At 69.9% G+C, this 23452-nt stretch carries 21 protein-coding genes; 10 read left to right on the plus strand and 11 right to left on the minus strand.

Annotation, left to right across the window (positions count from 1 at the left end):
- Position 1: 1 nt before the first annotated feature.
- The 4 genes from ACM6LR_RS18425 to ACM6LR_RS18440 all read right to left on the minus strand — a co-directional run bounded on the left by ACM6LR_RS18425 (position 2) and on the right by ACM6LR_RS18440 (position 2865).
- Positions 2 to 760 (minus strand): MlaE family ABC transporter permease, encoded by a 759-nt coding sequence (locus ACM6LR_RS18425; protein WP_101606438.1) that lies wholly within the window; start codon positions 758 to 760, stop codon positions 2 to 4.
- A gap of 171 nt (positions 761 to 931) precedes the next feature.
- Positions 932 to 1693, minus strand: a complete 762-nt coding sequence (locus tag ACM6LR_RS18430) for a glucose 1-dehydrogenase (protein WP_414944174.1) — start codon at positions 1691 to 1693, stop codon at positions 932 to 934.
- A 25-nt stretch (positions 1694 to 1718) separates the two neighbouring features.
- Positions 1719 to 2603: a 3-oxoacyl-ACP reductase gene (locus ACM6LR_RS18435; RefSeq protein ID WP_414937349.1), complete on the minus strand. Its 885-nt coding sequence runs from the start codon at positions 2601 to 2603 to the stop codon at positions 1719 to 1721.
- A 70-nt stretch (positions 2604 to 2673) separates the two neighbouring features.
- Positions 2674 to 2865 (minus strand): ferredoxin, encoded by a 192-nt coding sequence (locus ACM6LR_RS18440; protein WP_414937348.1) that lies wholly within the window; start codon positions 2863 to 2865, stop codon positions 2674 to 2676.
- 103 nt (positions 2866 to 2968) lie between these two features.
- Between ACM6LR_RS18440 and ACM6LR_RS18445 the strand changes: the two genes are divergently transcribed.
- From ACM6LR_RS18445 to ACM6LR_RS18460, 4 genes are all read left to right on the plus strand, one after another.
- Positions 2969 to 4150, plus strand: a complete 1182-nt coding sequence (locus ACM6LR_RS18445; protein ID WP_414937347.1) for an acyl-CoA dehydrogenase family protein — start codon at positions 2969 to 2971, stop codon at positions 4148 to 4150.
- Between the two features lie 94 nt (positions 4151 to 4244).
- Complete coding sequence (locus ACM6LR_RS18450) at positions 4245 to 5357, plus strand: acyl-CoA dehydrogenase family protein (protein WP_414944175.1); 1113 nt, start codon at positions 4245 to 4247, stop codon at positions 5355 to 5357.
- Positions 5354 to 6601 (plus strand): AMP-binding protein, encoded by a 1248-nt coding sequence (locus tag ACM6LR_RS18455; protein WP_414944176.1) that lies wholly within the window; start codon positions 5354 to 5356, stop codon positions 6599 to 6601. Before ACM6LR_RS18450 ends, ACM6LR_RS18455 begins: the two co-directional genes overlap by 4 nt.
- Before the next feature lie 44 nt (positions 6602 to 6645).
- On the plus strand, positions 6646 to 7743 hold the full coding sequence (locus tag ACM6LR_RS18460; protein ID WP_414937344.1) for an alpha/beta hydrolase family protein: 1098 nt from the start codon (positions 6646 to 6648) through the stop codon (positions 7741 to 7743).
- Here ACM6LR_RS18460 and ACM6LR_RS18465 read toward each other — a convergent pair.
- The gene (locus ACM6LR_RS18465; RefSeq protein ID WP_414944177.1) at positions 7695 to 8300 is read right to left on the minus strand and encodes a TetR/AcrR family transcriptional regulator; all 606 of its coding nucleotides are present in this window, start codon (positions 8298 to 8300) and stop codon (positions 7695 to 7697) included. The two genes, ACM6LR_RS18460 and ACM6LR_RS18465, sit on opposite strands and share 49 nt — an antisense overlap.
- Positions 8301 to 8363: 63 nt before the next feature.
- Between ACM6LR_RS18465 and ACM6LR_RS18470 the strand changes: the two genes are divergently transcribed.
- Together ACM6LR_RS18470 and ACM6LR_RS18475 are read left to right on the plus strand one after the other, a co-directional pair.
- Positions 8364 to 8789 (plus strand): SgcJ/EcaC family oxidoreductase, encoded by a 426-nt coding sequence (locus tag ACM6LR_RS18470; protein WP_414944178.1) that lies wholly within the window; start codon positions 8364 to 8366, stop codon positions 8787 to 8789.
- Positions 8790 to 8817: 28 nt separating this feature from the next.
- Positions 8818 to 9729 (plus strand): hypothetical protein, encoded by a 912-nt coding sequence (locus ACM6LR_RS18475; protein ID WP_414937342.1) that lies wholly within the window; start codon positions 8818 to 8820, stop codon positions 9727 to 9729.
- On the opposite strand, the gene ACM6LR_RS18480 is transcribed toward ACM6LR_RS18475, so the two are convergent.
- From ACM6LR_RS18480 to ACM6LR_RS18490, 3 genes are read right to left on the minus strand one after another with little or no spacing between them, the layout of a single operon-like run.
- Complete coding sequence (locus ACM6LR_RS18480; RefSeq protein ID WP_414944179.1) at positions 9722 to 12418, minus strand: GNAT family N-acetyltransferase; 2697 nt, start codon at positions 12416 to 12418, stop codon at positions 9722 to 9724. The genes ACM6LR_RS18475 and ACM6LR_RS18480 overlap by 8 nt on opposite strands.
- Position 12419: 1 nt before the next feature.
- Positions 12420 to 13592, minus strand: a complete 1173-nt coding sequence (locus ACM6LR_RS18485) for an acetoin utilization protein AcuC (protein WP_414937340.1) — start codon at positions 13590 to 13592, stop codon at positions 12420 to 12422.
- A gap of 57 nt (positions 13593 to 13649) precedes the next feature.
- Entirely contained in the window at positions 13650 to 14498 is an 849-nt protein-coding gene (locus tag ACM6LR_RS18490) for a sulfurtransferase (protein ID WP_414937339.1), read from the minus strand.
- A gap of 107 nt (positions 14499 to 14605) precedes the next feature.
- Between ACM6LR_RS18490 and ACM6LR_RS18495 the strand changes: the two genes are divergently transcribed.
- The 3 genes from ACM6LR_RS18495 (at position 14606) to galE (ending at position 17754) form a co-directional block, all read left to right on the plus strand.
- The gene (locus ACM6LR_RS18495; protein WP_084749284.1) at positions 14606 to 15325 is read left to right on the plus strand and encodes a metal-dependent transcriptional regulator; all 720 of its coding nucleotides are present in this window, start codon (positions 14606 to 14608) and stop codon (positions 15323 to 15325) included.
- The gene (gene galK, locus ACM6LR_RS18500) at positions 15322 to 16503 is read left to right on the plus strand and encodes a galactokinase (RefSeq protein WP_414944180.1); all 1182 of its coding nucleotides are present in this window, start codon (positions 15322 to 15324) and stop codon (positions 16501 to 16503) included. The genes ACM6LR_RS18495 and galK overlap by 4 nt, the downstream gene beginning before the upstream one ends.
- A 291-nt stretch (positions 16504 to 16794) precedes the next feature.
- Entirely contained in the window at positions 16795 to 17754 is a 960-nt protein-coding gene (galE, locus tag ACM6LR_RS18505) for a UDP-glucose 4-epimerase GalE (RefSeq protein WP_414937942.1), read from the plus strand.
- Here the strand turns inward: galE and ACM6LR_RS18510 are convergent.
- From ACM6LR_RS18510 to ACM6LR_RS18520, 3 genes are all read right to left on the minus strand, one after another.
- Positions 17723 to 18790 (minus strand): DUF4192 domain-containing protein, encoded by a 1068-nt coding sequence (locus ACM6LR_RS18510; protein WP_414937337.1) that lies wholly within the window; start codon positions 18788 to 18790, stop codon positions 17723 to 17725. The two genes, galE and ACM6LR_RS18510, sit on opposite strands and share 32 nt — an antisense overlap.
- Positions 18791 to 18939: 149 nt before the next feature.
- The gene (locus ACM6LR_RS18515; protein ID WP_414937336.1) at positions 18940 to 19794 is read right to left on the minus strand and encodes a M23 family metallopeptidase; all 855 of its coding nucleotides are present in this window, start codon (positions 19792 to 19794) and stop codon (positions 18940 to 18942) included.
- Between the two features lie 153 nt (positions 19795 to 19947).
- Positions 19948 to 21759, minus strand: coding sequence for a Xaa-Pro dipeptidyl-peptidase (locus ACM6LR_RS18520; protein WP_414944181.1), 1812 nt, complete (start codon positions 21757 to 21759; stop codon positions 19948 to 19950).
- 82 nt (positions 21760 to 21841) lie between these two features.
- On the opposite strand from ACM6LR_RS18520, the gene ACM6LR_RS18525 reads away from it, so the two are divergent.
- Positions 21842 to 23410 carry a DUF4139 domain-containing protein gene (locus tag ACM6LR_RS18525; RefSeq protein WP_414944182.1) on the plus strand — a complete coding sequence of 523 codons (1569 nt, stop codon included), beginning with the start codon at positions 21842 to 21844 and terminating at the stop codon, positions 23408 to 23410.
- The last annotated feature ends 42 nt before the right edge of the window (positions 23411 to 23452 follow it).

A 23452-nucleotide genomic window follows, 5' to 3' on the forward strand; every position in this document is an offset into this window, starting at 1 on the left:
GTCACATCGCCTTCGGCGGGACGATCCGCAGGTAGATCGCGGTCAGCACGACGTTGATCAGGAACAGCAGCAGGAACGTGATCACGACGGCCTGGTTCACCGCGTCGCCGACGCCCTTCGGCCCACCCGCCGGGTTCAGCCCGCGGAAGGCCGCGACCACCCCTGCGACGAAACCGTAGAGAAGCGCCTTGATCTCGCTGATCCACAGGTCCGGTACCTGCGCCAGCGCGTTGAAGCTGGCGAGGTACGCACCCGGGGTGCCGCCCTGCATGACGACGTTGAAGAAGTAGCCGCCGAGCACGCCGACGACGCTGACCAAACCGTTCAGCAGCACCGAAACCACGATCGCAGCCAGGACGCGGGGGACGATCAGGCGCTGGATCGGGTTGACCCCGAGTACCTCCATCGCGTCGATCTCTTCGCGGATCTTGCGGGCGCCGATGTCGGCGCAGACCGCGCTGCCGCCCGCGCCCGCCACCAGCAGCGCGGTGATCAGGGGGCTCGCCTGCTGCACGATCGCGAGCGCGCTCGCCGCGCCGGTGAACGACTGCGCGCCGATCTGCTGGGTCAGCGAACCGAGTTGCAGCGCGATGACCGCGCCGAACGGGATCGCGACCAGTGCCGTCGGCAGGATGGTGACGCTGGCGAAGAACCAGCACTGCTGGATCCACTCGCGGAACTGGAACGGGCGTTTGAAGATCGCGCGCAGGACCTCCCACGACAGGGTCGCGAGCCTGCCGACCTGTGTGAGCGCACCCATTCCCGGGACAGACACCGTCGCTCCCACAGAACCTCCCAGTCGTCTGCCCCGAGTCTTGCTCCACCCGCTCGCGCACCGCTGCGTCAGCGGTGTTCACTTTGCTCTCGGCACCTCCACGCTATCCATCCATGCTCCCACCACCACCCTCAACGGAGGCCGTTCCGCGCCCAATCAGAACTTGAGCGCATGCGTCGCCGTCGCACCGCCATCGGCGACGAATTCCGAGCCCGTGCTGTACGAACTTTCGTCACTGCCCAGAAACAGCACGAGTTTCGCGATGTCCTCCGGCTGCCCGACGCGGCCCAGCGCGACCTTCTTGCCCACCCACGACATGTCGACTTTCTGCCCGCCCGCGGCGGCGGCGACCATCGGGGTGTCGATCGCGCCGGGATGGACCGAATTGACCCGGATGTTCTTCGCGCCGAGTTCGAGCGCCGCGACCTTGGTCATCCCGCGGATCGCGAATTTGCTCGCGGTGTAGGCGACGAGATACGGCATCCCGGCGAGCCCTTCCACGGAGGACACGTTGACGATGGAGCCGCCCCCGGCCCCGGTCATCGGTTCAACGACCGAACGCATGCCGAGAAACGCCCCGATCTGATTGACCCGGATGACGCGTTCGTAGTCGGCGAGCGTGGTCTTGCCGAGTTCGGAGAAGTGCAGGATGCCGGCGTTGTTGACCAGCACCGTCGGCGGGCCGAACTCGGAGACCGTGCGCTGGATCGCGGCGTCCCACTCGGCCTCGTCGCCGACGTCGAGATGCTGGTAGACGGCCGACTCGCCGAGATCTGCGGCGAGTCTCTTGCCGTCGAGGTCGTTGATGTCGGCGATCACCACCCGCGCGCCCTCGGCGACGAACAGCCGCGCGGCCGCCTCGCCCTGTCCATGGGCGCCGCCGGTGATCAGGGCGACCTTGCCCTCGATCCTGCCCATCGTCATCTCCACCTGTTCCTCTTGTTCACGGCAGCGACATGATTTCGGACGCGGAGAACATGCGTTCCTGGTCTCGATCGGCGAAGTAGCCGCCCACGTTCGTGACGAGTTCGTCGGCGGTCCAGGTGCCGTTGGCGGTGTCGAACCGCCGCTCCACCGACGGCGGCCGCAGGAGCGCGACCATCCCGCCGTAGACGAGGAAGACCTGGCCGTTGACGCGGTCGGACTCCGGGGAGCAGAGAAAGGACACGAACGGCGCCACGTGGTCGACCGAAAGCGGGTCGACGCCCTCTGGCGCTTCGGCCCCGAAGACGGCTTCGGTCATCGCGGTGCGGGCACGCGGGCAGATCGCGTTGGCGCGGACGCCGTAGCGAGAGAGTCCGCGCGCGGTGGAGACGGTGAGCGCAGCGATGCCCGCCTTGGCCGCGCCGTAGTTCGGCTGACCGGGAGCGCCGAGCAGGAACGACTCCGACGCGGTGTTGACCACGCGACCGTATACCGATGCTCCGTCCACTTTGGACTTATCACGCCAGTACGCCCCGGCGTTGCGGGAGAGCAGGAAGTGCCCGCGCAGGTGGACGCCGAGCACCGTGTCCCATTCCTCGTCGGACATCGAGAAGAGCATGCGGTCGCGCAGCACTCCCGCGTTGTTGACCAAGACGTGCAATCCGCCGAAGTAATCGACGGCGGCGGTGAGCAGCGCGTCCGCGGTCGAAGACTCCGAGACGTCACCGGTGACCGCGATGGCCTTGCCGCCCTCGGCCTCGATCTCGTCGGCCACCGCCCGCGCCGCGGCAGAGACGTCGTTGACCACCACCGACGCGCCCGCCGCGGCCAGCGCCAGGGCCTCCGCCCGGCCGAGTCCCGCGCCTGCTCCGGTCACGATGGCCGTCTTGCCGTCCAAGCTCACTCCAGGCCTCCTTGCCTCTCCGAACACACTAGAATCTGTTCTCGCTAGTTGCAAGGTCCAATAGACGGCGCTAACCACGGATTAACAGGGCGTTTTTCGGACAACTCGCCACCGCTTGAGTAACACGTTCTACTTGATTCCGTGGAACTTCGGCCGACGCGAGGACCAGTTCCTCCTCGTCGTCGAGATCGAAGACCTCGGGCGCGAAGCCGACACAGATCGCGTTCGCCTCGCAGAGCGAGCGATCGACGTCGATCTCCATATTCCCTCCTCGCCGCCATACCTGGTACAACTAGAACAGGTTCTACCCTACCGCCGCGAGCGGCCACGGCACCAGTAACGAGCACCGACGGCAGAGGTGACGGATGCGGATCGACTACACGCCGGAACAGCGAGCCCTGGCCGGGGAACTACGGGAGTACTTCGCCGGACTGCTGACCCCCGAGCGCCGTGAAGCCCTGGCCGGTGATGGCGGCGAGTACGGCAACGGCCTGGTGTACAAGGAAATCGTCCGAGATCTCGGCAGTTCGGGCTGGCTCGCGATCGGCTGGCCCCGCGAGTACGGCGGGCAGGCCCGGCCGATGCTCGACCAGCTCATCTTCACCGACGAGGCGGCCGTGGCCGGGGTGCCGGTCCCATTCCTCACGGTGAACACCGTCGGGCCGACCATCATGCGCTACGGCACCGAAGAACAGAAGGCGTTCTACCTGCCGAAGATCGCCGCCGGCGAACTGCACTTCGCGATCGGCTACTCGGAGCCGGGCGCGGGGACCGACTTGGCGTCGCTGCGTACCCGCGCGGTCCGCGACGGCGACGACTACGTGATCAACGGCCAGAAGATGTGGACGAGCCTGATCGAGTACGCCGACTACATCTGGCTGGCCGCCCGCACCGACCCCGGGGCCCGCAAGCACAAGGGCCTCAGCATGCTGATCGTGCCGACGACGGCTCCCGGCTTCTCCTGGACGAAGGTGCGCACGGTCGCCGGGCCGGGCACGAGCGCGACCTACTACGACGACGTCCGCGTGCCGGTGACCTCCCGGGTCGCCGGGGAGAACGAGGGCTGGCCGCTCATCACGAACCAGCTCAACCACGAACGCGTCGCGCTGACCTCGGCCGCCCCGATCCAGACGTCGTTGCGCGACGTGCGGACCTGGGCCCAGACGACCAAGCTGCCCGATGGCACCCGCGTCGTCGACCAGCCTTGGGTGCGGCTGCATCTGGCGTGGATCCACACGCACGCCGAGTACCTGAAGCTGCGCAACTGGCGGATCGCGTGGGCGGCCGCGAGCAGCGACCTCGGCCCGGCGGAGGCGTCGGCGACCAAGGTGTTCGGCACGGAGTTCGCGACCGAGGCGTACCGGCTGATGATGGAGATCCTCGGCGCGGGGGCCGTGGTTCGCGAAGGCTCCCCCGGCGCGCTGCTGCGCGGCCGGATCGAACGGCTGCACCGGTCGTCGCTGATCCTCACCTTCGGCGGCGGTACCAACGAGATCCAGCGGGACATGATCGCCGCGACCGCCCTCGGCCTGCCCGTCACGCGCTAGGCGAAGGACGCTTTCCCCGCATGCGATGCGGTGAAAGCTCCCTTCGCCGCGTGAGATGCGGGGATGGTTCCCTTCAGCCCCCTAGGAGGCATTGATGGACTTCACGCTCACCGAGGCACAGCAGGACCTCGCGTCGCTGACGCGCCGGATCCTGACGGACAAGGTCACTCCCGAAGTGCTGGGACCACACGGTTCCGGCGGGTTCGACGCTCCACTGTGGACAGCGCTGGCGCAGGCGGGAGTGGTGGACGCCGCGCTGCCGCAGCGCGTCGGAGGCGGCGGGTTCGGTCTGTTGGAGCAGTGTTCGGTTCTGGCCGAGATCGGCCGCGCGGTCGCGCCCGTGCCGTATCTCACGTCGGTCGTCATGGCGGCGACGGCGGTCGCCGAGTTCGAAGCACGTTCTCCCGCCGAGAACCCCTCAGCGCGGTCCGGCGACGGCAGGCTGGCCGAGCGCTGGGTCGTCCCGGTCTTGCGCGGCGAGCACGTCCTCGCGGTGGCACTGCCGGACTACGGCGTGCCGTGCGGCTTCACCGCCGAGGCCGACGGAGACGGCTGGCGGCTGACCGGCGCCCAGACCGCGGTGGCTTCGGGCGCGTTCGCGCACGGATTCCTCGTCGAGGCCGCGATCGACGGCGGTCGTCAGGTATTCCTGCTCGACCGGGACTCGGTGACCGTCTCGCCGCAGCGGACCGTCGACCACGCCGACGCCGCCCTCGTCGAACTGCCCGGCGCGAGATCGTCCGTTTCGCTGGGCGACATCGGTGAATGGCTGCGGCTGCGCGGCACGATCGGCGTCTGCGCGCAGCAACTCGGCGTCGTCGAACGGGCGCTGGAACTGACCGCGGCGTACGCGCGGGAACGCGAGCAGTTCGGCCACCTCATCGGGAGTTTCCAGGCGGTGCGGCAACGGCTCGCCGACGCCTATGTCGACGTCGAAGCCGTCCGGCTGACGTTGTGGCAGGCAGCCTGGCGGCTGAGCGAAGGGCTTCCGGCGGCCGAAGAAGTCGCGACGGCGAAGTTCTGGGCCGCCGAGGCCGGGCACCGCGTCGCGCACACCGCCGTGCACGTCCACGGCGGGGTCGGCATCGACGTCGACCACACGCTGCACCGCTACTTCGTCGCGGCGAAGCGGCTGGAGTTCACGCTGGGCGGGGCGACCGCGCAGGCGCGCGGACTCGGCGACCTCCTGGCCGCGGACCCGGCATGACCCCCACGGTCACGGAACTCCTGCTCGCCCGGGCAGCGGACCCGTCGACCGGGCTGCTGTTCGAGGACCGGCGCTGGTCGTGGGCCGACCACGTCCAGGCCTGCGCCGGTCACGCCGCCGCGCTCACCGCGATGCTGCGCCCCGGCGGGCATTTCGGCCTGCTCGCGGACAACATCCCGGAGTTCTCGTTCCTGCTCGGCGGCGCGGCGCTTTCCGGACATGTCCTGGTCGGCCTGAACCCGACGCGCCGGGGTACGGCGCTGGCCCGCGACGTCGCGCTGGCCGACTGCGAGATGGTGTTCGCCGAGGACCGCTACCTGCCGCTGCTGTCCGAGGCCGGTGTCCCGGTGCTGCCGCTGAGCGATCTCGAACCGCTGCGGGAGGCGGTCGTCCCCGTGGCAGCGAAGCCCGAAGACCTGCTCATGCTGATCTTCACCTCCGGCACCAGCGGCGACCCGAAGGCCGTCCGGTGCACGCACGGCAAGGTCGCCTACCCCGGTGCGATGCTGGCCACCCGGTTCGGACTGTCCACACAGGACACCGCGTACGTGTCGATGCCGATGTTCCACTCCAACGCCATCATGGCGGGCTGGTCGGTCGGGCTCGCCTCGGGCGCCGGGATCGCGCTGAGGCGGCGGTTCTCCGCCTCCGGGTTCCTGCCGGACGTCCGGAAGTTCGGGGCGACGTACGCCAACTACGTCGGCAAGCCGCTGTCCTACGTGCTCTCCACACCCGAGCGGGACGACGACGCCGACAACCCACTGAAACTGGTCTACGGCAACGAAGGCGCGGAAGCCGACCTCGCCGTGTTCGGCACGCGGTTCGGCTGTCACGTGGTCGACGCGTTCGGCTCGACCGAAGGCGGCGTGAACTTCGGCCGGGACGCCGGCACACCGGCAGGCTCGCTCGGCCGTCTGCTCGACGGGGTCGCCATCCTCGCCCCGGAGACCGGAAAACCCTGTCCCCCGGCGGAATTCGACGCGTGCGGGAAACCGCTCAACGCTGCCGAGGCGGTCGGCGAACTGGTCAACACCGGCGGCGCGGGCGAATTCGCCGCTTTCGTGGTCGCGCAAGGCGATCTCGGGCCGAAACAGCGGCCCCGGTTCGTGCGGGTGGTCGAGGCACTCCCACGGACGGCGACCCACAAGGTGCTCAAACGAGAGTTGGCGGCGGAGGGCGTCGCGGAGGCCTGGGAAGTCCGCTACCCGGGTACCCGGAGGCGATCCCAGGGTCGGGACCGGTGATCTTCCCGATGCCCCGGCGCCCGTCCGCTTCCTAAGTTCGGCCTATGACACGAATTCCGAGCCGGATCGGCGTTCTCGCCGCGGCGCTCGCGCTCCCCGCCGTGCTGATCGCCCCGGCGGCTTCCGCCACCTCCGTCCCGCTGAGCCTGACCGCGCCGACCGGCCCGTACGCGGTCGGCAGCACCGATCTCCACCTGGTCGACCACTCCCGCCAGGATCCGTGGGTTCCCGGCGTCAGGCGGGAACTCATGGTCACCGTGCGGTACCCGGCCTTGCCGAGCGGGAAGCCGAAAGCGCCGTACATGGCGCCAGGAGTCGGGAAGGTGGTGGCCGAAGGAGACGCCGCCAAACTGGGCATGGACGCGAGCCGGATCGACTACCGCTTCCCCACCCATTCGCGGCTCGGGGCGCCGGCAGTGGGCGGCAAGCGACCTGTCGTGCTGTATTCGCCCGGCGGCACCTTGTCCCGTTCGCACGGCACCACTCTGCAGGAGCAGCTCGCGAGCGAGGGTTACGTCGTCGTGGCCATCGACCACACCCACGAGGCGGAAGCGGTCGAGTTCCCCGGGGGCCGCGTCGAGAAGAAGGCCTTGCCGCCTTCGAGCATCGAGGTGTCGAAGCGGGTGATCGAGACCCGTGTCCAGGACACCCGCTTCGTCCTCGACTCGCTCCGGCTGAACCGGGTCGGCATGTTCGGCCACTCCGCGGGCGGGTTCACCGCGGGCGAGACGATGGTGACCGACAGGCGCATCGTCGCCGGAGCGAACCTGGACGGCAGCATGGCCCACTCGCAGTCGCAGCGGATCTTCGGCCGCGTCGCCGATGAAGGGCTGGACCGGCCGTTCCTCCTGATGAGCGCGGGCAATCACAGCGCCGCCTCGGACGCGTCCTGGCAGGAGTTCCAGCGCAACCAGCGCGGCTGGACCCGCGAAACGCGCCTGCCGGACGGCGAGCACTTCAGCTTCACCGACTACCAGACCTTGTTGCCGCAGCTGGGCAACGCCCCGGCCGCGTTCATCGGCACCGTCGACCCGGCGCGGAGCGTCGCGGCCCAGCGAGCCGAACTGAGGGCGTTCTTCGGCAGGAACCTGCGTCACCGGAGCAGCGAAGAGACCAACGTGTCCTTGAGCCAGGCTTCGTAGTCGTCGTGCGTCCACCCGGCCTCGATGACGAGGTCGGCGTGGACGCCGGCGCCCATCAGGGCCACGGCGATGTCGACGGCCCTGGGCACCATCTCGCGGCCGCTCGCCAGGACACGGCCGATCACCATTTCGACCCCGAGGCGGTTGCGTCGCGCGCCCTCGGCCTGCGTCGCGGCGATGTCCGGATCGACAACCGCTCCGGACCCCAGCATCGTGACGATGTCGCCGCAGCGTTCGCGGACCTGGCGCGCGACCCTGGCCAGCAGGCCGAGCAGCGCGACCGGGTCCTCGGTCCGCCCCGCATCGGCGATGAGGTCGGGAATCCCAGCCTCGTCGTCGAGCAGGTCGACGAGCCCGCCAAGGACACCGGCCTTCGAGCCGAAGTGGGCGTAGATGGTCTGCGGCGACACTCCCGCTTCCTGGGCGATCAGGCGGATCGGGGTCCGCGCGTACCCGCGATCGGCGAACAGCCCGCGGGCCGCGGTCAGGATCGTGCACAGCGTCAGCGCTTCGCGGCGGTCGCGCAACCGGACGATGCCGGCAAGATCCGCTGACATGTATGCTCCCGAAGTTGGAACGTTGTTCTAAGTAATGGGTAGCCGTTACAAGAAAGGATAGCGATGACCACCGAAGAGATCATCACCGCGCTGGAACGCGCCTGGAACGCCGGCGACGGTGAGGCGTGGGCCGCGAACTTCGCCGAGGACGTGGACTTCGTCGACGTCCTCGGCCGCATCCAGCGCGGCCGCGCGACGATCGCACGCGAAAGCCAGAAGATCTTCGACACCATCTACCGGGGCAGCAGGCTGGAGCTCAACCAGGTGTCGAACCGCCCGCTCGGCGGCGGGTTGGACCTCGTGCACACCGCGACGGTGATGTTCATCCCGGCGGGCCCCCTCGCCGGGGAGCAACGCGCGGTGCAGACGATGGTCGTCCACGACGGGCGGGTCGCCGCGTTCCACAACACGATCCGGGGCGATATCGCGGAGTTCACCGGCCACGACGCGGACCTCGCGGCGCGATCTCCCCAGGACTGGGATTCCTGATCGACGCCGTTCGCGGGACACTGTCGGTGTGACGCGCCTGAGGAAGCACTGGCTCTGGCCGCTCGTGATCAGCGTGCTCGCACTCGGCGCCTTCGCCGGGCTCGGCCTGCTGACCCGGGCGGTGCTCGGCTCGCGAGGCAACCGGGCGCTGGCCGACACCGGCGCGTTCGGGGTGTGGTCGCTGCTGATCGGGGCGTCCGCGGTGCTGTTCGCCTTCCTGTTCGCGCACTCGGTCCACCTGACGGCCTGGCGCCGCCTCGCCGGTGTCGCGGTCTGGAAGCCGGCTCTGGCGTACGGGATCTTCGCGGCGATCCTGTTCGCGTTCCAGTGGAAGACCGGGTCACCGATCGGGGACCTCAGGCCCACGACGGCGATCGGGGTGTCGCGGACCTTGCTCGCCCTCGGCCTGATCGCGGCGGCGCCCGCGGTGCTGGGGTTGTGGCTCAACCACACCCGGCTGCGCCGGATCTCGCGAGTGCTCGACGGCGAGACGCGAGGGCACGCGGACGACGTGCTCGGAGAACTCCTCGAATGCAAGCGCGCCAACGGGGCCTGTCTCACGGTACTGGCGCTCATCGTGTCCACGGCGGTCATCGACGCCGGGGCCCAGCGCCGGGCTTTTCTCGCGACCGGCACCCCTAAGGAAGCCTTTCCGGCGGAGAGCGTGCTGCTCTACGGCGCGCTGTTCACCGCGATCTCGTTGCTGTTGTACGTCCCGGTGTTCCTCGCGTGGAAGACCCGGTGCGTACGGCTGGTGGACGAGATCTACCCGCTGCCGCCCGACGCGCGCCCCACCGAGGACTGGCTGGCGGGCCGCGCTCGCCTGACCCAGCTTCTGGGCACCGACACCACCGTGGGCAAGAACGTCACGGTGGCGTTCGGGATCCTCGCGCCACTCTCGACGAGCGTGCTCAGCGTAATACTCCCGGGACTCAAGTAACGGCGTTGATCGGCCGCAGCCGTCGCGGCCCGGTGTCGGGACGGGACGGTGGCGGGCCCAGCAGGATCCGGGCGTTGGCGACGAAAGCTCCGTCCGGTGAGGCCAGGATCGGGTCGAGCGTCATCGAGCGGACTTCGGGGTTGTCCTCGGCGAGCGCCGCGACGCGCAGCACCATGTCCTGCAACGCGGCCAGATCCGCCGGTTCGTCGCCGCGGTACCCGGTGAGCAGCGGTGACGTCCGCGGTTCACGCAGCAGCGTGGCGGCGTCCACGTCGGTGACCGGGACGGCGCGGTAGGCCCGGTCCCCCAGCAGGGTGCTGACCAGCCCGGAGAGACCGAACGACACCAGCGAGCCGAACGAGGGATCGTCCTGCAGCCCGATCACGCACGACAGGCCCTTGGGCGCCATCCGCTGGACGTAGACGTCGTCTTCGCCGGAGATTTCCCGCAGATCGAGGTACGCCCGGCGCACTCCGTCCGCGGAGGACAGGTCGAGCCGCACCCCGGCGAGGTCCGGCCTGCCGCGCAGCCGCTCGTCGACGGCCTTGAGGGTGACCGGGAACCCCAGGTCCTCGGCCGCTTTCACCGCGTCGTCCGCGGACGTCACGACCTGGAACGGGACGACGTCGATGCCGTAGCAGCCCAGGAGCCGGACCACGTCGTCGTCGGAGAGCAGCGTCGTCTTGCCGTCCTCGCCCGCCAGCAGCTCGGCGACGATCACCTGCGCCTGCTCGGCGTGCAATCCCGACGGCCGCACCAGATTGCCCTGCGGCCGCTGACGCCAGGCGGCGTAACGCACGACTCGCGCGAGCGCGTTCACCGCGCGCTCGGGGCTGGGGTACGACGGGACCGAACCCCGCGTCGGCACGCCGTCCTCAGACAGCACGGCCAGTTCGTCCGGCACACCCTCGACGGCGAGGAAGGTCGACACGATCGGCTTGTTCTTGTCCATCTCGACCACGGCTTCCCGCAGCGCGCGGGCGTAGGCGGTGCCAGGGATCGCGAGCGGTGGCACGAAAACCACGACGAGCGCGTCGGTCTCCGGGGAGTTGAGTGCTTCGCGCACGGCACCGGCGAACTCTTCCGGGCTCGCCTGAGGCCCGACATCGACCGGGTCGGAGGCCAGCCGGAGGCCCTGCGCCCGCGCGGTGTCGGCGGCGAGCAGCCCGATGGCGCTGGAATTGCCCACGATGGCGATCCGTGGCCCGGCGGGCAGCGGCTGGTGAGCGAAGACCAGCGCGGTGTCGAAGAGTTGCGCGAGCGTGTCGACGCGGACGACACCCGCCTGCTCGAACAGGGCCTGGACGCTGGACTCGTCGACCTCGGCCGAGGTCGCGGCGAGCTGCGGGCGGACCGCGTGCCTGCCGGATTTCACCGCCACCACCGGCTTCGTCCGCGCCAGCCGCCGGGCGAGCCGCGCGAACTTGCGCGGATTGCCGAACGATTCCAGGTACAGCAGGACGAGGTCGGTCGCCGGATCGGTTTCCCAGTACTGGAGGAGATCGTTGCCGGAGACGTCGGCCCGGTTCCCCGCCGAGACGAACGTCGAGAGCCCGAGGCCGCGCGACTCGGCGTCGGCGAGGATCGCGGTGCCCAGCGCGCCGGACTGGCAGAAGAACCCGGTGCGGCCGCGGGCTGGCAGGCGCGGCGCGAGGGTGGCGTTGAGCCGGACCGAGACGTCGGTGTTGAGCACGCCCAGCGCGTTCGGGCCGACGACGCGCATGCCGTGCGCCCTTGCCTCCCCGACCAGCCTCAGTTCGGCGTGCAACCCATGCGGCCCTGCCTCGGCGAACCCGCCCGAGACGATCAGGAGGGTCTTGACCCCCTTGGCCAGCGCACCGTCCAAAACGGACTCGACGGCTTCGGCGGGGACGGCGACCACCGCGAGGTCGACGTCGTCGGGAATGTCCACGACGGACGGATACGCGCGCACGCCGCGGACGGACTTGTGCTCCGGATTGACCGGGTAGACGGTGCCGGCGAAGTCGGCGCTCAGCAGGTTGGTGAGGGCGACGTACCCGATCTTCGTCGGATCGGTGGACGCGCCGATCACCGCGACCGACTTCGGGTGCAGCAGGTTGTGCACGCTGCGTGCCTCGGCGGCCTGCTCCCGCGACCGGGCGACCGCGAGGGACTCCTCGGTCGGATCGATGTCGAACTCCAGGTGCAGCACGCCTTCTTCCATCTCGCGGCTGACCTGGTAACCCGCGTCACGGAACACGCGGACCATCCCCGCGTTCTCGGCGAGCACTTCGGCGACGAACCGGCGCAGCCCGGATTCCGAAGCGGCGGCGGCCAGATGCTCCAGCAGGATGGACCCGAGCCCGCGACCCTGGTGGGTGTCGTCGACGACGAACGCGACCTCGGCCGACGGCCCGTGTTCGAGCCGTTCGTAGCGGCCGACCGCCACGATGTCGTCGCCCAGCAGTGCGACGAAGGCGACCCTGTCGTGGTGGTCGACGACGGAGAACCGTTCCAGATCCCGCTGCGGGATCCGGGGGTAGGCGCCGAAGTACCGGAAGTACCGGGTGCGTTCGGACAACCGGCCGTGGAAGGCGACCAGCCCGTCGGCGTCACTGGGGATCACCGGGCGCAGGTGCACCGTGCCGCCGTCGGAGAGCAGGACGTCGGCCTCCCACTCGCGCGGGTAGTCGAAGGGGTCGCGGTTTCCGGTGCCTTCACTGGTCATGTCAGTCCCTCGGATCGTCCGGATCGAGGCCGTGCAGCGGGAAGATCGCGCGGCGGGTGTCGCGGATGGCGATGTCGACCGGCTCGTCCGCCCCGTCTCCCCAGGGGACGTAAGCGGTGTCGCGGTCGTCGGACATGCCTGCCGGGATCTCGGCGTTCGGCGCTGCCCTGGAGATGGACGCGACCCAGTTCGGCGGCAACGCCGTCTCCGGGTCGACGTCGCGGTCGAGCACGGTGGCGAGCAGATGCGTCCACGATCGCGGAACCACGCGGATCAGCTGGTAGCCACCGCCGCCCACGGCGAGCCAGCGGCCGCCGGCGTGCGCTTCGGACAGTTCACGCAGCCGCCGGTAGATGGCGCGGTGACCGTCGACCGAGAGCGAGAGGTCGGCCAGCGGGTCTTCTTCGTGCGAATCGACCCCGCACTGGGTGACGAGGATCTGCGGCCGGAACTGCTCCAGCATCGACGGCACGACCGCTTCGAACGCCCGCAGCCAGCCGCCGTCACGGGTGCCGGGCGGCAGCGGGAGGTTGACCGCGGTGCCCTCGGCACCGCCCTTGCCGATCTCCGCCGAGTATCCGGTGCCGGGCCACAGCGTGAACGGATGCTGGTGCAGGGACACGGTCAGCACGCGGGGGTCGTCGTAGAACGCGGCCTGCACCCCGTCGCCGTGGTGCACGTCGGTGTCGACGTAGGCGATGCGATCGAAACCGTGGTCCAGCAGCCACGAGATCGCCACCGAGCAGTCGTTGTAGACGCAGAAGCCCGACGCCCTGTCCGGCATCGCGTGGTGCAGCCCGCCGGCGATGTTCACCGCGCGGGTCGCCTCGCCGTCGGCGATCTTGCGAGCGGCGAGCAACGTGGAGCCGACCACCAGCGCCGAAGCCTCGTGCATGCCGGTGAACACCGGGTTGTCCTCGGTACCGAGGCCGTGCGCGAAATCGGCGCCGGTCATCGGCGCCTGACGGACGGCCTCGATGTACTCGCCGATGTGGACGCGACGAATCTCGTCGTCTCCCGCCGGGCTTGGGACGAGCAGTTCGACCCCGTCGAGCACACCCAGTTCGGTGGCGAGCCGGATGGTCAGTTCGAGCCGCACCGGATTGAACGGATGCTCGCCGCCGAGGTCGTAACCCAGCAGCGAGGAGTCCCATACGACGGCCGGTGCTCGCATGACCCGAACTCTAGTGCCCGGAAGCGGCTCGTGCCCCGTCCCGGACCGCCCGGCGGGTCAGCCGGGCTGGTCCCCCGTGGCCACCGCGCGCTCCGGATCGCGGGACCAGTGCGACCACGAACCCGCGTACAGCGCCGCGGGCTCCGGGTGACCGGCGACCTCGAGCGCGAGGACGACCGACGAGGCGGTGACGCCCGATCCACAGTAGACACCGATCGAGGTCTCCGGGGTCACGCCGAATTCTTCGAATCGCTCGGCCAGTTCCGAGGCGTCGCGCCAGCGGCCGTCCTCCGCGAGATGCCCGGAGAAGGGGGCGTTGACCGCGCCGGGGATATGCCCGGCGCGCGGGTCGATCGGCTCGGTCTCCCCCGCGTACCTCGGCTCGGCCCTGGCGTCGAAGAGCAGACCTTCCCTGGCCAGGGTGGCGGCCTCGGCCGCGTCCAGCACCGGCATACCGCCGGGCTCCACGACGATGTCCCCGGCCTCGGGTACGGGGACCTCGTCCGTGAGCGGGCGCTCCTCCTCGACCCAGGCGGCGAACCCGCCGTCCAGCACGGCGACCTCGGCGTGCCCGGCCCAGCGCAGCAGCCACCACGCTCGGGCCGCGACCGATCCGTCGGAGTCGTCGTAGACCACGACCGGGTGACCCGCGCGGACGCCGGCCGCCCGCAGATGCCGCTGCAGTGTCTCCGGCTCGGGCAGCGGATGACGACCGCCGTCACCCGGCTCCCCGGCGAGCGCGGTGTCGAGGTCGACGTACACCGCTCCCGGGAGATGTGCCTCAAGATAGGAATCGGCACCGGGCGGGCCGACGAGCCGCCAGCGGACGTCGAGGACTACGGAGCGTGCCGATTCCGGTGAGGAGAGCTGCGCGGCGAGTTCGCTGGTGGTGATCATGGGGCGCATGGGCCCATCTTCCCGCGCCTCGTGGCTTCAGGCCCAGCTTGGGGGACCTTCCCGCTCCGGAGCTTGTTGTCCCCACGCCTGCGTCGCTGTCAGTGCCAGCGACTACGATGAGCTACGCGGACGAAGGGGACAGCGTGAACGATCTCATCGACACCACAGAGATGTACTTACGTACGATCTACGAGCTCGAAGAAGAGGGTGTCGTCCCGCTGCGGGCCCGGATCGCGGAGCGGCTGCAGCAGAGCGGCCCGACCGTGAGCCAGACCGTCGCCAGGATGGAACGCGACGGATTGGTCGTGGTCGCGGACGACAGGCACCTCCAGTTGACCGACCACGGTCGCGAGCTCGCCATCGCGGTCATGCGGAAGCACCGGCTGGCCGAGCGCCTCCTCGTCGATGTGATCGGCCTGGAATGGGAGCACGTCCACAACGAGGCCTGCCGCTGGGAACACGTGATGAGCGAAGCCGTCGAGCGCAAGCTGGTCAAGCTGCTCGACCACCCGACCACCTCGCCCTACGGCAACCCGATCCCGGGACTGGACAAGCTCGGCGACGGCGATCCCGCCCCGCCAGCCGAAGCCGACCTGGTGCGGCTCGACGAGTTCGCCCGGATGGGTGGCGGCGACGTCGAGATCCGCCGCATCGCCGAGCACGTGCAGCTCGACGAGACGCTGATGACGGAGCTCAAGTCGGTCGGCATCGTGCCCGGCGGCCGGGTCAAGGTCGGCAAGACGGCGCCCGGCGGGACCATCGAGGTCACCGGTGGGAACAACATCGCCCAGGTGCCCGTTTCGGCGCTGCACGCCGTGCTGGCGCAGGCCAGGTGAGGGCCGCGTCCGACGCCGCAGCGACCTTCCGGACCCTTCACGACCGGGTTCCGGCCGGGGTCTGGTCCGCACCCGGCCGGGTGAACCTGATTGGCGAGCACACCGACTACAACGACGGTTTCGTGCTGCCGTTCGCCCTGCCGCACCGGCTCGCCGCCGCGGCGAGCCCGCGCGAGGACGGTGTCCTGACCGTCGCCACGCTCGGGTCGGACGGCCGGGTCCAGGAATCCGGCCCGCTCACCATCGCCGACCTGCGCCCCGGTGCGGTCGAGGGGTGGGCCGCGTACCCGGCGGGGGTCGCCTGGGTACTGCGTGACCAGGGTCTCGGCGGCGGCGCGGACGTGGTGATCGCGGGGGACGTGCCCTCGGGGGCGGGACTGTCCTCCTCCCACGCGCTCGAATGCGCCGTCGCGCTCGCCCTCTTGGGGTTGAGGGGCGTCACTCCGGGGACCGGCTCGGGCGGGCCGGCCCTGCACGAAGTGGCCCGCTGGGTGCAGCGTTCGGAGAACGACTTCGTCGGGGCGCCGACCGGCCTGCTCGACCAGACCGCTTCCTTGTGCTGCACGGAATCGAACGTGCTGTTCCTCGACGTCCGCTCCGGCGAGATGGAGCAGGTGCCGTTCCCGCTGGAGGAATCCGGCGTCCGGATCCTGATCATGGACACCCGCACGAAGCACTCGCACGCCGAGGGCGGCTACGGCGAACGCCGGAGGGGCTGCGAGCGCGCCGCGGAACTGCTCGAGGTGAAGGCGCTGAGGGACATCGGCGTCGACGGGCTGGACACCGCGCTCGCCAAGCTGCCGGACGAACTGGTGCCGTTGGTGCGCCATGTGGTGACGGAGAATAAGCGTGTCCTCGACACCGTCGAACTGCTGCGGGCAGGCCGGATCGCCGGGATCGGCCCTCAGCTGAACGCCTCGCATGTCAGCATGCGCGACGACTACCGGATCTCCACCCGTGAACTCGACCTCGCCGTCGATTCGGCCCGCGAAGCCGGGGCGCTCGGCGCGCGGATGACCGGCGGCGGCTTCGGCGGTTCGGCGATCGCACTGGTCCGTGAGTCCGATGTGGACGCTGTGGGGCGAGCGGTGAAGGCCGCGTACGAGACTGCGGATCTGCGCCACCCCAGGCTGTTCACCGCGGTGCCTTCGCGCGGCGCGGGTCGCGACGAGCCTTAGCCATCTGGTGAAAGCCCGGTTGCCTATTGTCACGATCGAGCCGGTGAGGCAGAACTGTATGGATTTCGGGTCGTCTGACGCGCCGAAATCCACACGATCAGCGCCACGGCCCGGTGCCACGTAGGTCACCGGCCCCTCGCGCGAACAGGTCACCTTCGCCCCATACCTCAAGAGAGGCCTTTCCACCCCCGGGCGCGACGGACGCCCGGGAGCGTGGAGACTGGGCCGCGACCGCATCCGCAGCAGAAAGGCGCGAACGTGACCGACGAACCGACCAAGACCCTGAAACTGATGGTGACGGGCGGAGCCGGTTATGTGGGCAGCGTCTGCGCGGCCCGCCTCATCGAGGCGGGGCACGACGTCACCGTGGTCGACGACCTCTCCACCGGGCACGCCGACGCGGTGCACCCGGACGCTGTCTTCATCGAGGGCGACGCCGCCGAGGTCGCGCGGCGAATCCTCGGCGACGGCTTCGACGGTGTCCTCCACTTCGCCGCCAAGTCGCTGGTCGGTGAGTCGATGACGGATCCGGCGAAGTACTGGGAGGGCAACGTCCTGACCTCGCTTCGCCTGCTCGAGGCGATGCGCGACCACGGCACGAAGCGACTGGTTTTCTCCTCCACCGCGGCCACTTATGGCGAACCCGAGTCCTCCCCTATCCCGGAGACGGCCCCGACGCGGCCGACGAACACCTACGGCGCGACGAAGCTGGCCATCGACCACGCGATCACATCGTTCTCGCGCGCCCACGGCATCGCCGCGGTGAGCCTGCGCTACTTCAACGTCGCGGGCGCCTACGGCTCCTTCGGCGAACGGCACACCACCGAAACCCACCTGATCCCCCTCGTGCTCCAGGTCGCCACCGGGGACCGCGAGCGGATCCAGATCTTCGGTGACGACTACCCGACCGCGGACGGCACCGCCATCCGCGACTACATCCACGTGGTCGACCTCGCCGACGCGCACCAGCTGGCCCTGCGCCACGCCGTCGACGGCGAGCACCGCGTCTACAACCTCGGCAGCGGCACCGGTTTCTCCGTGCGCGAGGTGATCGAGTCGTGCCGCCGCATCACCGGTCACGAGATCCCCGCCGCGGTCGCGCCGCGCCGGGCGGGCGACCCGTCGGTGCTGGTGGCCTCCAGCGAGCGGGCGGGTGACGAACTCGGCTGGAAGCCCGAGCGCACCGACCTCGACGGCATCGTGGCCGACGCGTGGGAGTTCACGCGGTCCCGCCCAGCGGCCCGAGACTGAGTGCGAGCGGGCTTTCCGCCCGCTGCCGCAGAATGATCCCGGCCACTTCGGACGGGGACAGCATCCCGTCCAAGGCGGCTGTCAGCAGTCCGGTCATTCTGTGCTCCGGATCGACTTCGCGCGCCCTGGCCAGCGCCATCCCGGCGACGGTCAGGTCACCGCGGGCGTAGGCGGCGTGCGCCTTCAGGCACAGTGCCTCGGCGGATTCCGGCTCGGGCAGCTCACGGGCGAGGCAGAGCCAGAGATCCTCCGCGGTCCGCGCCAGTGACGAGTCCACCGGCGCGGCGGTGAGCAGGCAGGCGTCCCGGACTTCGACGAGGGAAAGCGCCCAGGCCAAGCGGACGGCCTGGTCGTCGGTGAGCACCTGGTCGCCGCTCTCGACGCGGGCGAGCGCGGCGTTCACTTCGGCGAGCCCCGCCTCGGCGACGGTGGCATCTCCTTCCCAGGGCGGCTCCGCCAGCCGGGTCAGGAGGTCGGAACGCCGCGCGAGCGTTTCCGGCGGACCGGCTTCGAAGACACGCTCCAGGTCCTCCCTGCACTCGCGGGTGACGTGGCCGGCACTGGTGGCGACCGCGGCGATCACCGACTCACGAGGATCGGGCAGGATGCCGCCGCAGTCCCTGTCGCGGTAACACCCCCACCGCACGCCGGCGGTGATGGACGGCACCCACAGCGAGTGCAGCAGGGGGATGCCGTACTCGGCGAGCGAGGTTTCCAGGCGCCGGACGAAACGGCGGCGTGGCGGCCGCCCGGCCGGGTTCGGGGAACCGCCGCCGACGACGGCCACCGTGGCACCGGTGTGCGCGGTCGCGGCCAGCCTGCCAGCGAGGTCGAGCGCTTGCTCCTTCTCGAGGCTGGGCGGCGGAACGTCCACGCGCAGGGTCATGCCCTGCCGTTTGCGGTCCGGCCCTCGCTGTCCGAAGACGACGACGGAGTTCTCGGGGTGGAACCCGAGGATGTACGGGATCGCGGCGAGCAGGTCCGCCGGATCCTTCAGATCGACCTTGGTCCTGCCGGTCGGGGTGGAAGTGGTCATGCCCCCACCCTGCGGCGGGAATGGGGCCGCCGGGTGGGGGCAGGACATATCTGTGGACAGCCGGGGCCGTTGTGCACAACCGCCGTGGACCGGTCGCGGGGACGCGGATCCTGTCGGTGGGGTGGTCTATCGTGCCCGGCCCCGCAGGGTCAGTCGCAGTGTTCGAACGGGCTCTCGTAGGCGTTCGAGCCGACCGAACCGCCCCACTTGACGCAGGTCGAGGCGGCCGTCTTCGTCACGGGCCCGGCGTAGTAGGTGAAGCTGCCGGAATCGGTCGTACGAGCCGAACCCTGAACTTCGAGGAACGCCGAAACCGGCGACGCGGTGCCGAGCGAAACCGCCTTCAGCGTGGTCACGCAGTTACCCTTGGTCGAGGCGTTGTACAGCAGGTACGCCGTGCCGGAGCCCCCGGCGAGCGCCTGCGAGTCGACCACCGAGAACCCGCTTCCGCACACCTCCGTGGCCTCGTACGGGTTGCCGCCGCACGAGTTCTTGCTGGTGAAGTTCGTGTGGCCGTAGTACGGCACCGCGACCCCGTTCAGCTTCGCCTTCTGTGCCGTTCCGTTGAGCCGCTCTTCGAAGTGCAGGTGAGGGCCGGTCACTCCGCCGGTCGCCCCGGCCGTGCCGATCTGCTTGCCGAGGCTGACGGCCTGGCCGACCGAGACCGACTGGGTCGAGAGGTGGGCATAACGGGTGGTCCAGCCACCACCGTGGTTGATCTCGACCCAGCGCCCGTAGCTCGTGCTGCCTTCGTTGGCGACCCGGCTGACGGTGCCACCCGCCGACGCCAGCACCGGCATTCCGGTGATTCCCGACTTCTGGAAGTCGACCGAGTTCGCCGGGCTGTGCCCGCTGAATGTCGCGGCCGTGACCGTCACCCCGCATTTGAACGGGACCTGGAAGTTCGGAGCCGCCGACGCCTGCGTCGTTCCGGCCAGGGTCAGGCCGAGCGCGGGGAGAACGGTGGCCGCGGCGAGCACTGCGAGGCGTCGCAACCTGGACATGGAACCTCCATCGGATGGGGAAGCCGGACGCCGCGAAGCAAAGCCGGGCGAAATACATTTTCCATACAAGCCCGAGGTCGGGTCGGCGTTTTCCGCCCGAAACGCCGGATGCCACGTCTCCCTCGGAAGACGTGGCATCCGGCGTGGGACGACTCAGCCGAAGGCCGCGCGCAACGCGGGCTTCCCGCCCGCCACCGGCAGCACCACGGTGGTCCGGTTCAGTTCGAGCGAGATACCCGCCCCCGGCTTCGGCCGGAGCGTGTAGTCGTGGTCGCTGGAGGCCAACAGGAACTCGATCTTGTGCCCGGCCGCGAGCAGATAGTCCTTCGCCACCAGCTCGACCTCGACCTGGTAGCTCTCACCGGGGGTGATCGGGTCGGTGCGGGCGGGGTCGCGGCGGTTCTGCGGGTCGGTCCAGCCGCGGCTGATCACCTTCGCCGTACCGTTCGGGGCACGGTCTACGAGCACCGCCGTCACGTTCGCGGCGGGCTTGTCGAAGGACACCGACAACCCGACCTTCGCGGTGCCGGACAAGCGTACGGGCTGCTTCGCCGCGGTGGTCGAGTACAGCAGCCGGTTGCCCGACGAGGCCGCGTTGGCGAGCTGTTCGACGGTCTTGCTCGCGTCGTCGGCCAGCTTCTCGACGGCGGCCTTGCCCGGAACGGCGTTGCGCGTGTCGAGCTTGCCCTTCGAGGAGCCGCCGGGCCACGGGTAGAGCTTCACGTCCTGGGTGCCGGGCAGCGGCCACTCGGGCTCGTCCACCCACGACTTGTCCTCACGCTGGATGGTGGCCTTCGGCTCGCGTTCGATGCCGTTGTCCACGTCGTAGAGGTAGTGCGACATCCACTTGTTGATCGTGGCGAGCCAGACGTCGCGGCGGAGGCTGATCGGGTCGGCGTGGCCGGACTGGTGCAGCCAGATCTTGTGCTCGACGCCGTGCTGCTTGAGCGCCTCGTACCAGCGCGTGCCCTGGTCGGTCTTGACGTTCCAGTCGTTGAGGCCGTGCACCACGAGCACCGAGGCCCGCACCTTGCGCACGTCGTTGCGGTAGTTCCGCACGTCCCAGAAGGGGCTGTAGTCGCCGGTCACCCGGTCCTGGTCGACGGCGATGCGGTCGATCAGCGGGCGGCAGACGGCACGATCCTTGCGTGTGTGGACGTAGTCCGCGAGCACGTCGGCGTCCTCGCCCTGGAAACCGCCGGCCGCGACGACGGCGCCGTCGTTGCGGTAGTAGTCGTACCAGCTGGAGATCGCCGCGATGGGGACGATCGTCTCCAGCCCTTCGACGCCGGTGCTGGCCACCGCGTTGGGCAGCGTGCCGTTGTAGGAGACGCCGGTCATGCCGGTCTTGCCGGTGCTCCAGTCCGCGACCGCGGCCTTGCCCCCGGCGTCCCGCGCCGTCGCCCTGCCGTTCAGCCAGTCCACAATGGACTTCGCGCCGATGGTCTCGTTGACGTCACCGGTGCTCGGGCAGCCGGTGGACTGGCCGCTGCCGAGCGACTCCCCGTACACCACGGCGAAGCCGCGGGCGATGAAGTAGTTCTGGTAGCTCCAGTTGATCGGCGCCGGGTTCGGGCCGACGGTCTTGGTCGCGATCCGCGGGCCCGCGGGGGCGCGCTTCGCGCCGGGCACGTACAGCTCGACGTCGACGTTGTGGTTCGCCACGTCGTTGCCGCCCGCGTAGTACGGGCTGGCCTGGTAGACGACCGGGACCTTCATGCCCTGCTGGGTCGCGCGCGGCCGCACCACCTCCGCGTGCACGAGGTCGTCCTTGCCGTCACCGTCGCTGTCGATCGGTGCGGTGACCCAGACGTTCTCCCGGATGACGTCCGCCGGGTCGAACACCGGTTGCGCCTGGCCGTCCTTGAAGACCGGCGTCGGCGGGGCATCGGCTTGGGCAGGCAGAGCCGTCGCTGGAAGAACCAGGACGGCGGTGAACAAGGCGGCGAGCCTGGCGACTCTCACGGGACCCCCAAAGGCGGGCGGGTAAGACGCAGCTGAGGTTTCCGGCCGCCCGAACAGGTGTCAAGAGACTAACGTCGGAGGCATGCCGAGCATCGTGGAAGCACCGATCGTCGCCGTCACCGTCTACCCCCACCATGCCCGGATAACGAGACGGGCCTCGGCGCGCCTTGACAAGGAGACGCGGTTCGGTTTCGCCGGTCTGCCCTGGAACCTGGACTCCGATTCCGTGCGCGTCACCGGTTCCGGCCCGGCTGTCATCGCCGGTGTCGACGTCGCCGTCGAGCGCCATGCCGTGCCCGCCGACGCCGCCCTGCGCACCCTGATCGAACAGCGGCGCGTCGACCAGGCCGTGGTCGACGAGGTCGCGGACGCCGTCGCCGCGGAGACCGCGAAGGTCGAGCTGCTGACTGGCGTGGCGAAGCGGAGTGGCGGCAGCTTCGCGAAGGCGCTCGCGGCGGGCACGGCGGAACCGCCCCGGGTCGCGGAGGTGACCGACGCGCTCGGCACGCAATTGGCCGACGCGCTGGGCAAACGCCGCGAACTCGGCATCCGGCTCGCCCGCCTCCGTGACGACCTCGGCGCGCTCGACCGGGAGATCCAGTCGAAGCAGGGGCTGTCCGAAGTGGACAGCGCGACGGTCACGGTCGAGCTGGAAAGCCAGGAGGACGGCGCGGAGATCGGCCTCGAACTGTCCTATGTGGTCGCGAACGCGAGCTGGGAACCCGGTTACGACGTCCGCGTCCGGGGCGAGGACGTCAGCGTGACCTGGTACGGGCGGATCACCCAGCACACCGGCGAGGACTGGCCCGAATGCGAGCTGGCCCTGTCCACCGCGCGACCGGCGAACACCGTGGTGGTCCCCGAACTCGAACCGTGGTTCCTCGACCGCGTGCGCCCGGTCCAGCCAATGATGGCCCGCGCCGCGTACGGCGGGGCGTCGCCGATGGGCGGCGGGGTCCCGGAATCGGTGGGCATGCCGCCGCCCCCTGCCGCCGCCCCGATGGCGGCGCGGACCGCGACCGCCGAAGAAGGCACCACCGCGGTCACCTACCGGCCGGGCCGTCCGGTGGCGGTGCCTTCCGGCGCGCAGGGTCACCGTACGACGCTCGCGCAACTGGACCTGACGGCGAAACTGGGCTACCTCACCGCTCCGGCGATCTCTTCGGAGGCGTATCTGCGGGCGACCGTGATCAACGCGTCGGAACACACGCTGCGGCCGGGGAAGGCGTCGGTGTTCCACGAGACGGAGTTCGTCGGCACCACGCGGCTCGAAGTCTGGGCGCCGGGTGAGGAACTCGAACTCGCCCTCGGCGTGGACGACCGGATCCGGGTCGAACGGGAACTCGCGCATCGCTCGGCGAGCAAGGCGACGCTGTCCGGCGTGCGCAAACGGGAAGCCTCCTACAACACGACCGTCAGCAACCACAGCCCGCGCGAAGCGGTCGTGACCGTGCTGGACCAGGCGCCGGTCTCCCGCGACGAAGCGATCACAGTTCGCGACCTCCGCGCCGTACCCGAGCCAGTGGAGCAGACCGAGCTGGGCGAATATACCTGGCGGCTGACGCTCGCTCCGGGCGCGAAGGGCGTCGTGACGCTCGGATATCGGGTGGATGTCGCGAAGGGTGTGGAGCTCTCGGGGTGGCGCGAGTAGCGCCCTCGGGATGCTATGAACGGTCCGTTACTTGCAAATTTT

This window comes from Amycolatopsis sp. cmx-11-32 (assembly GCF_047608695.1).
In the GTDB taxonomy this organism is placed as follows: domain Bacteria; phylum Actinomycetota; class Actinomycetes; order Mycobacteriales; family Pseudonocardiaceae; genus Amycolatopsis.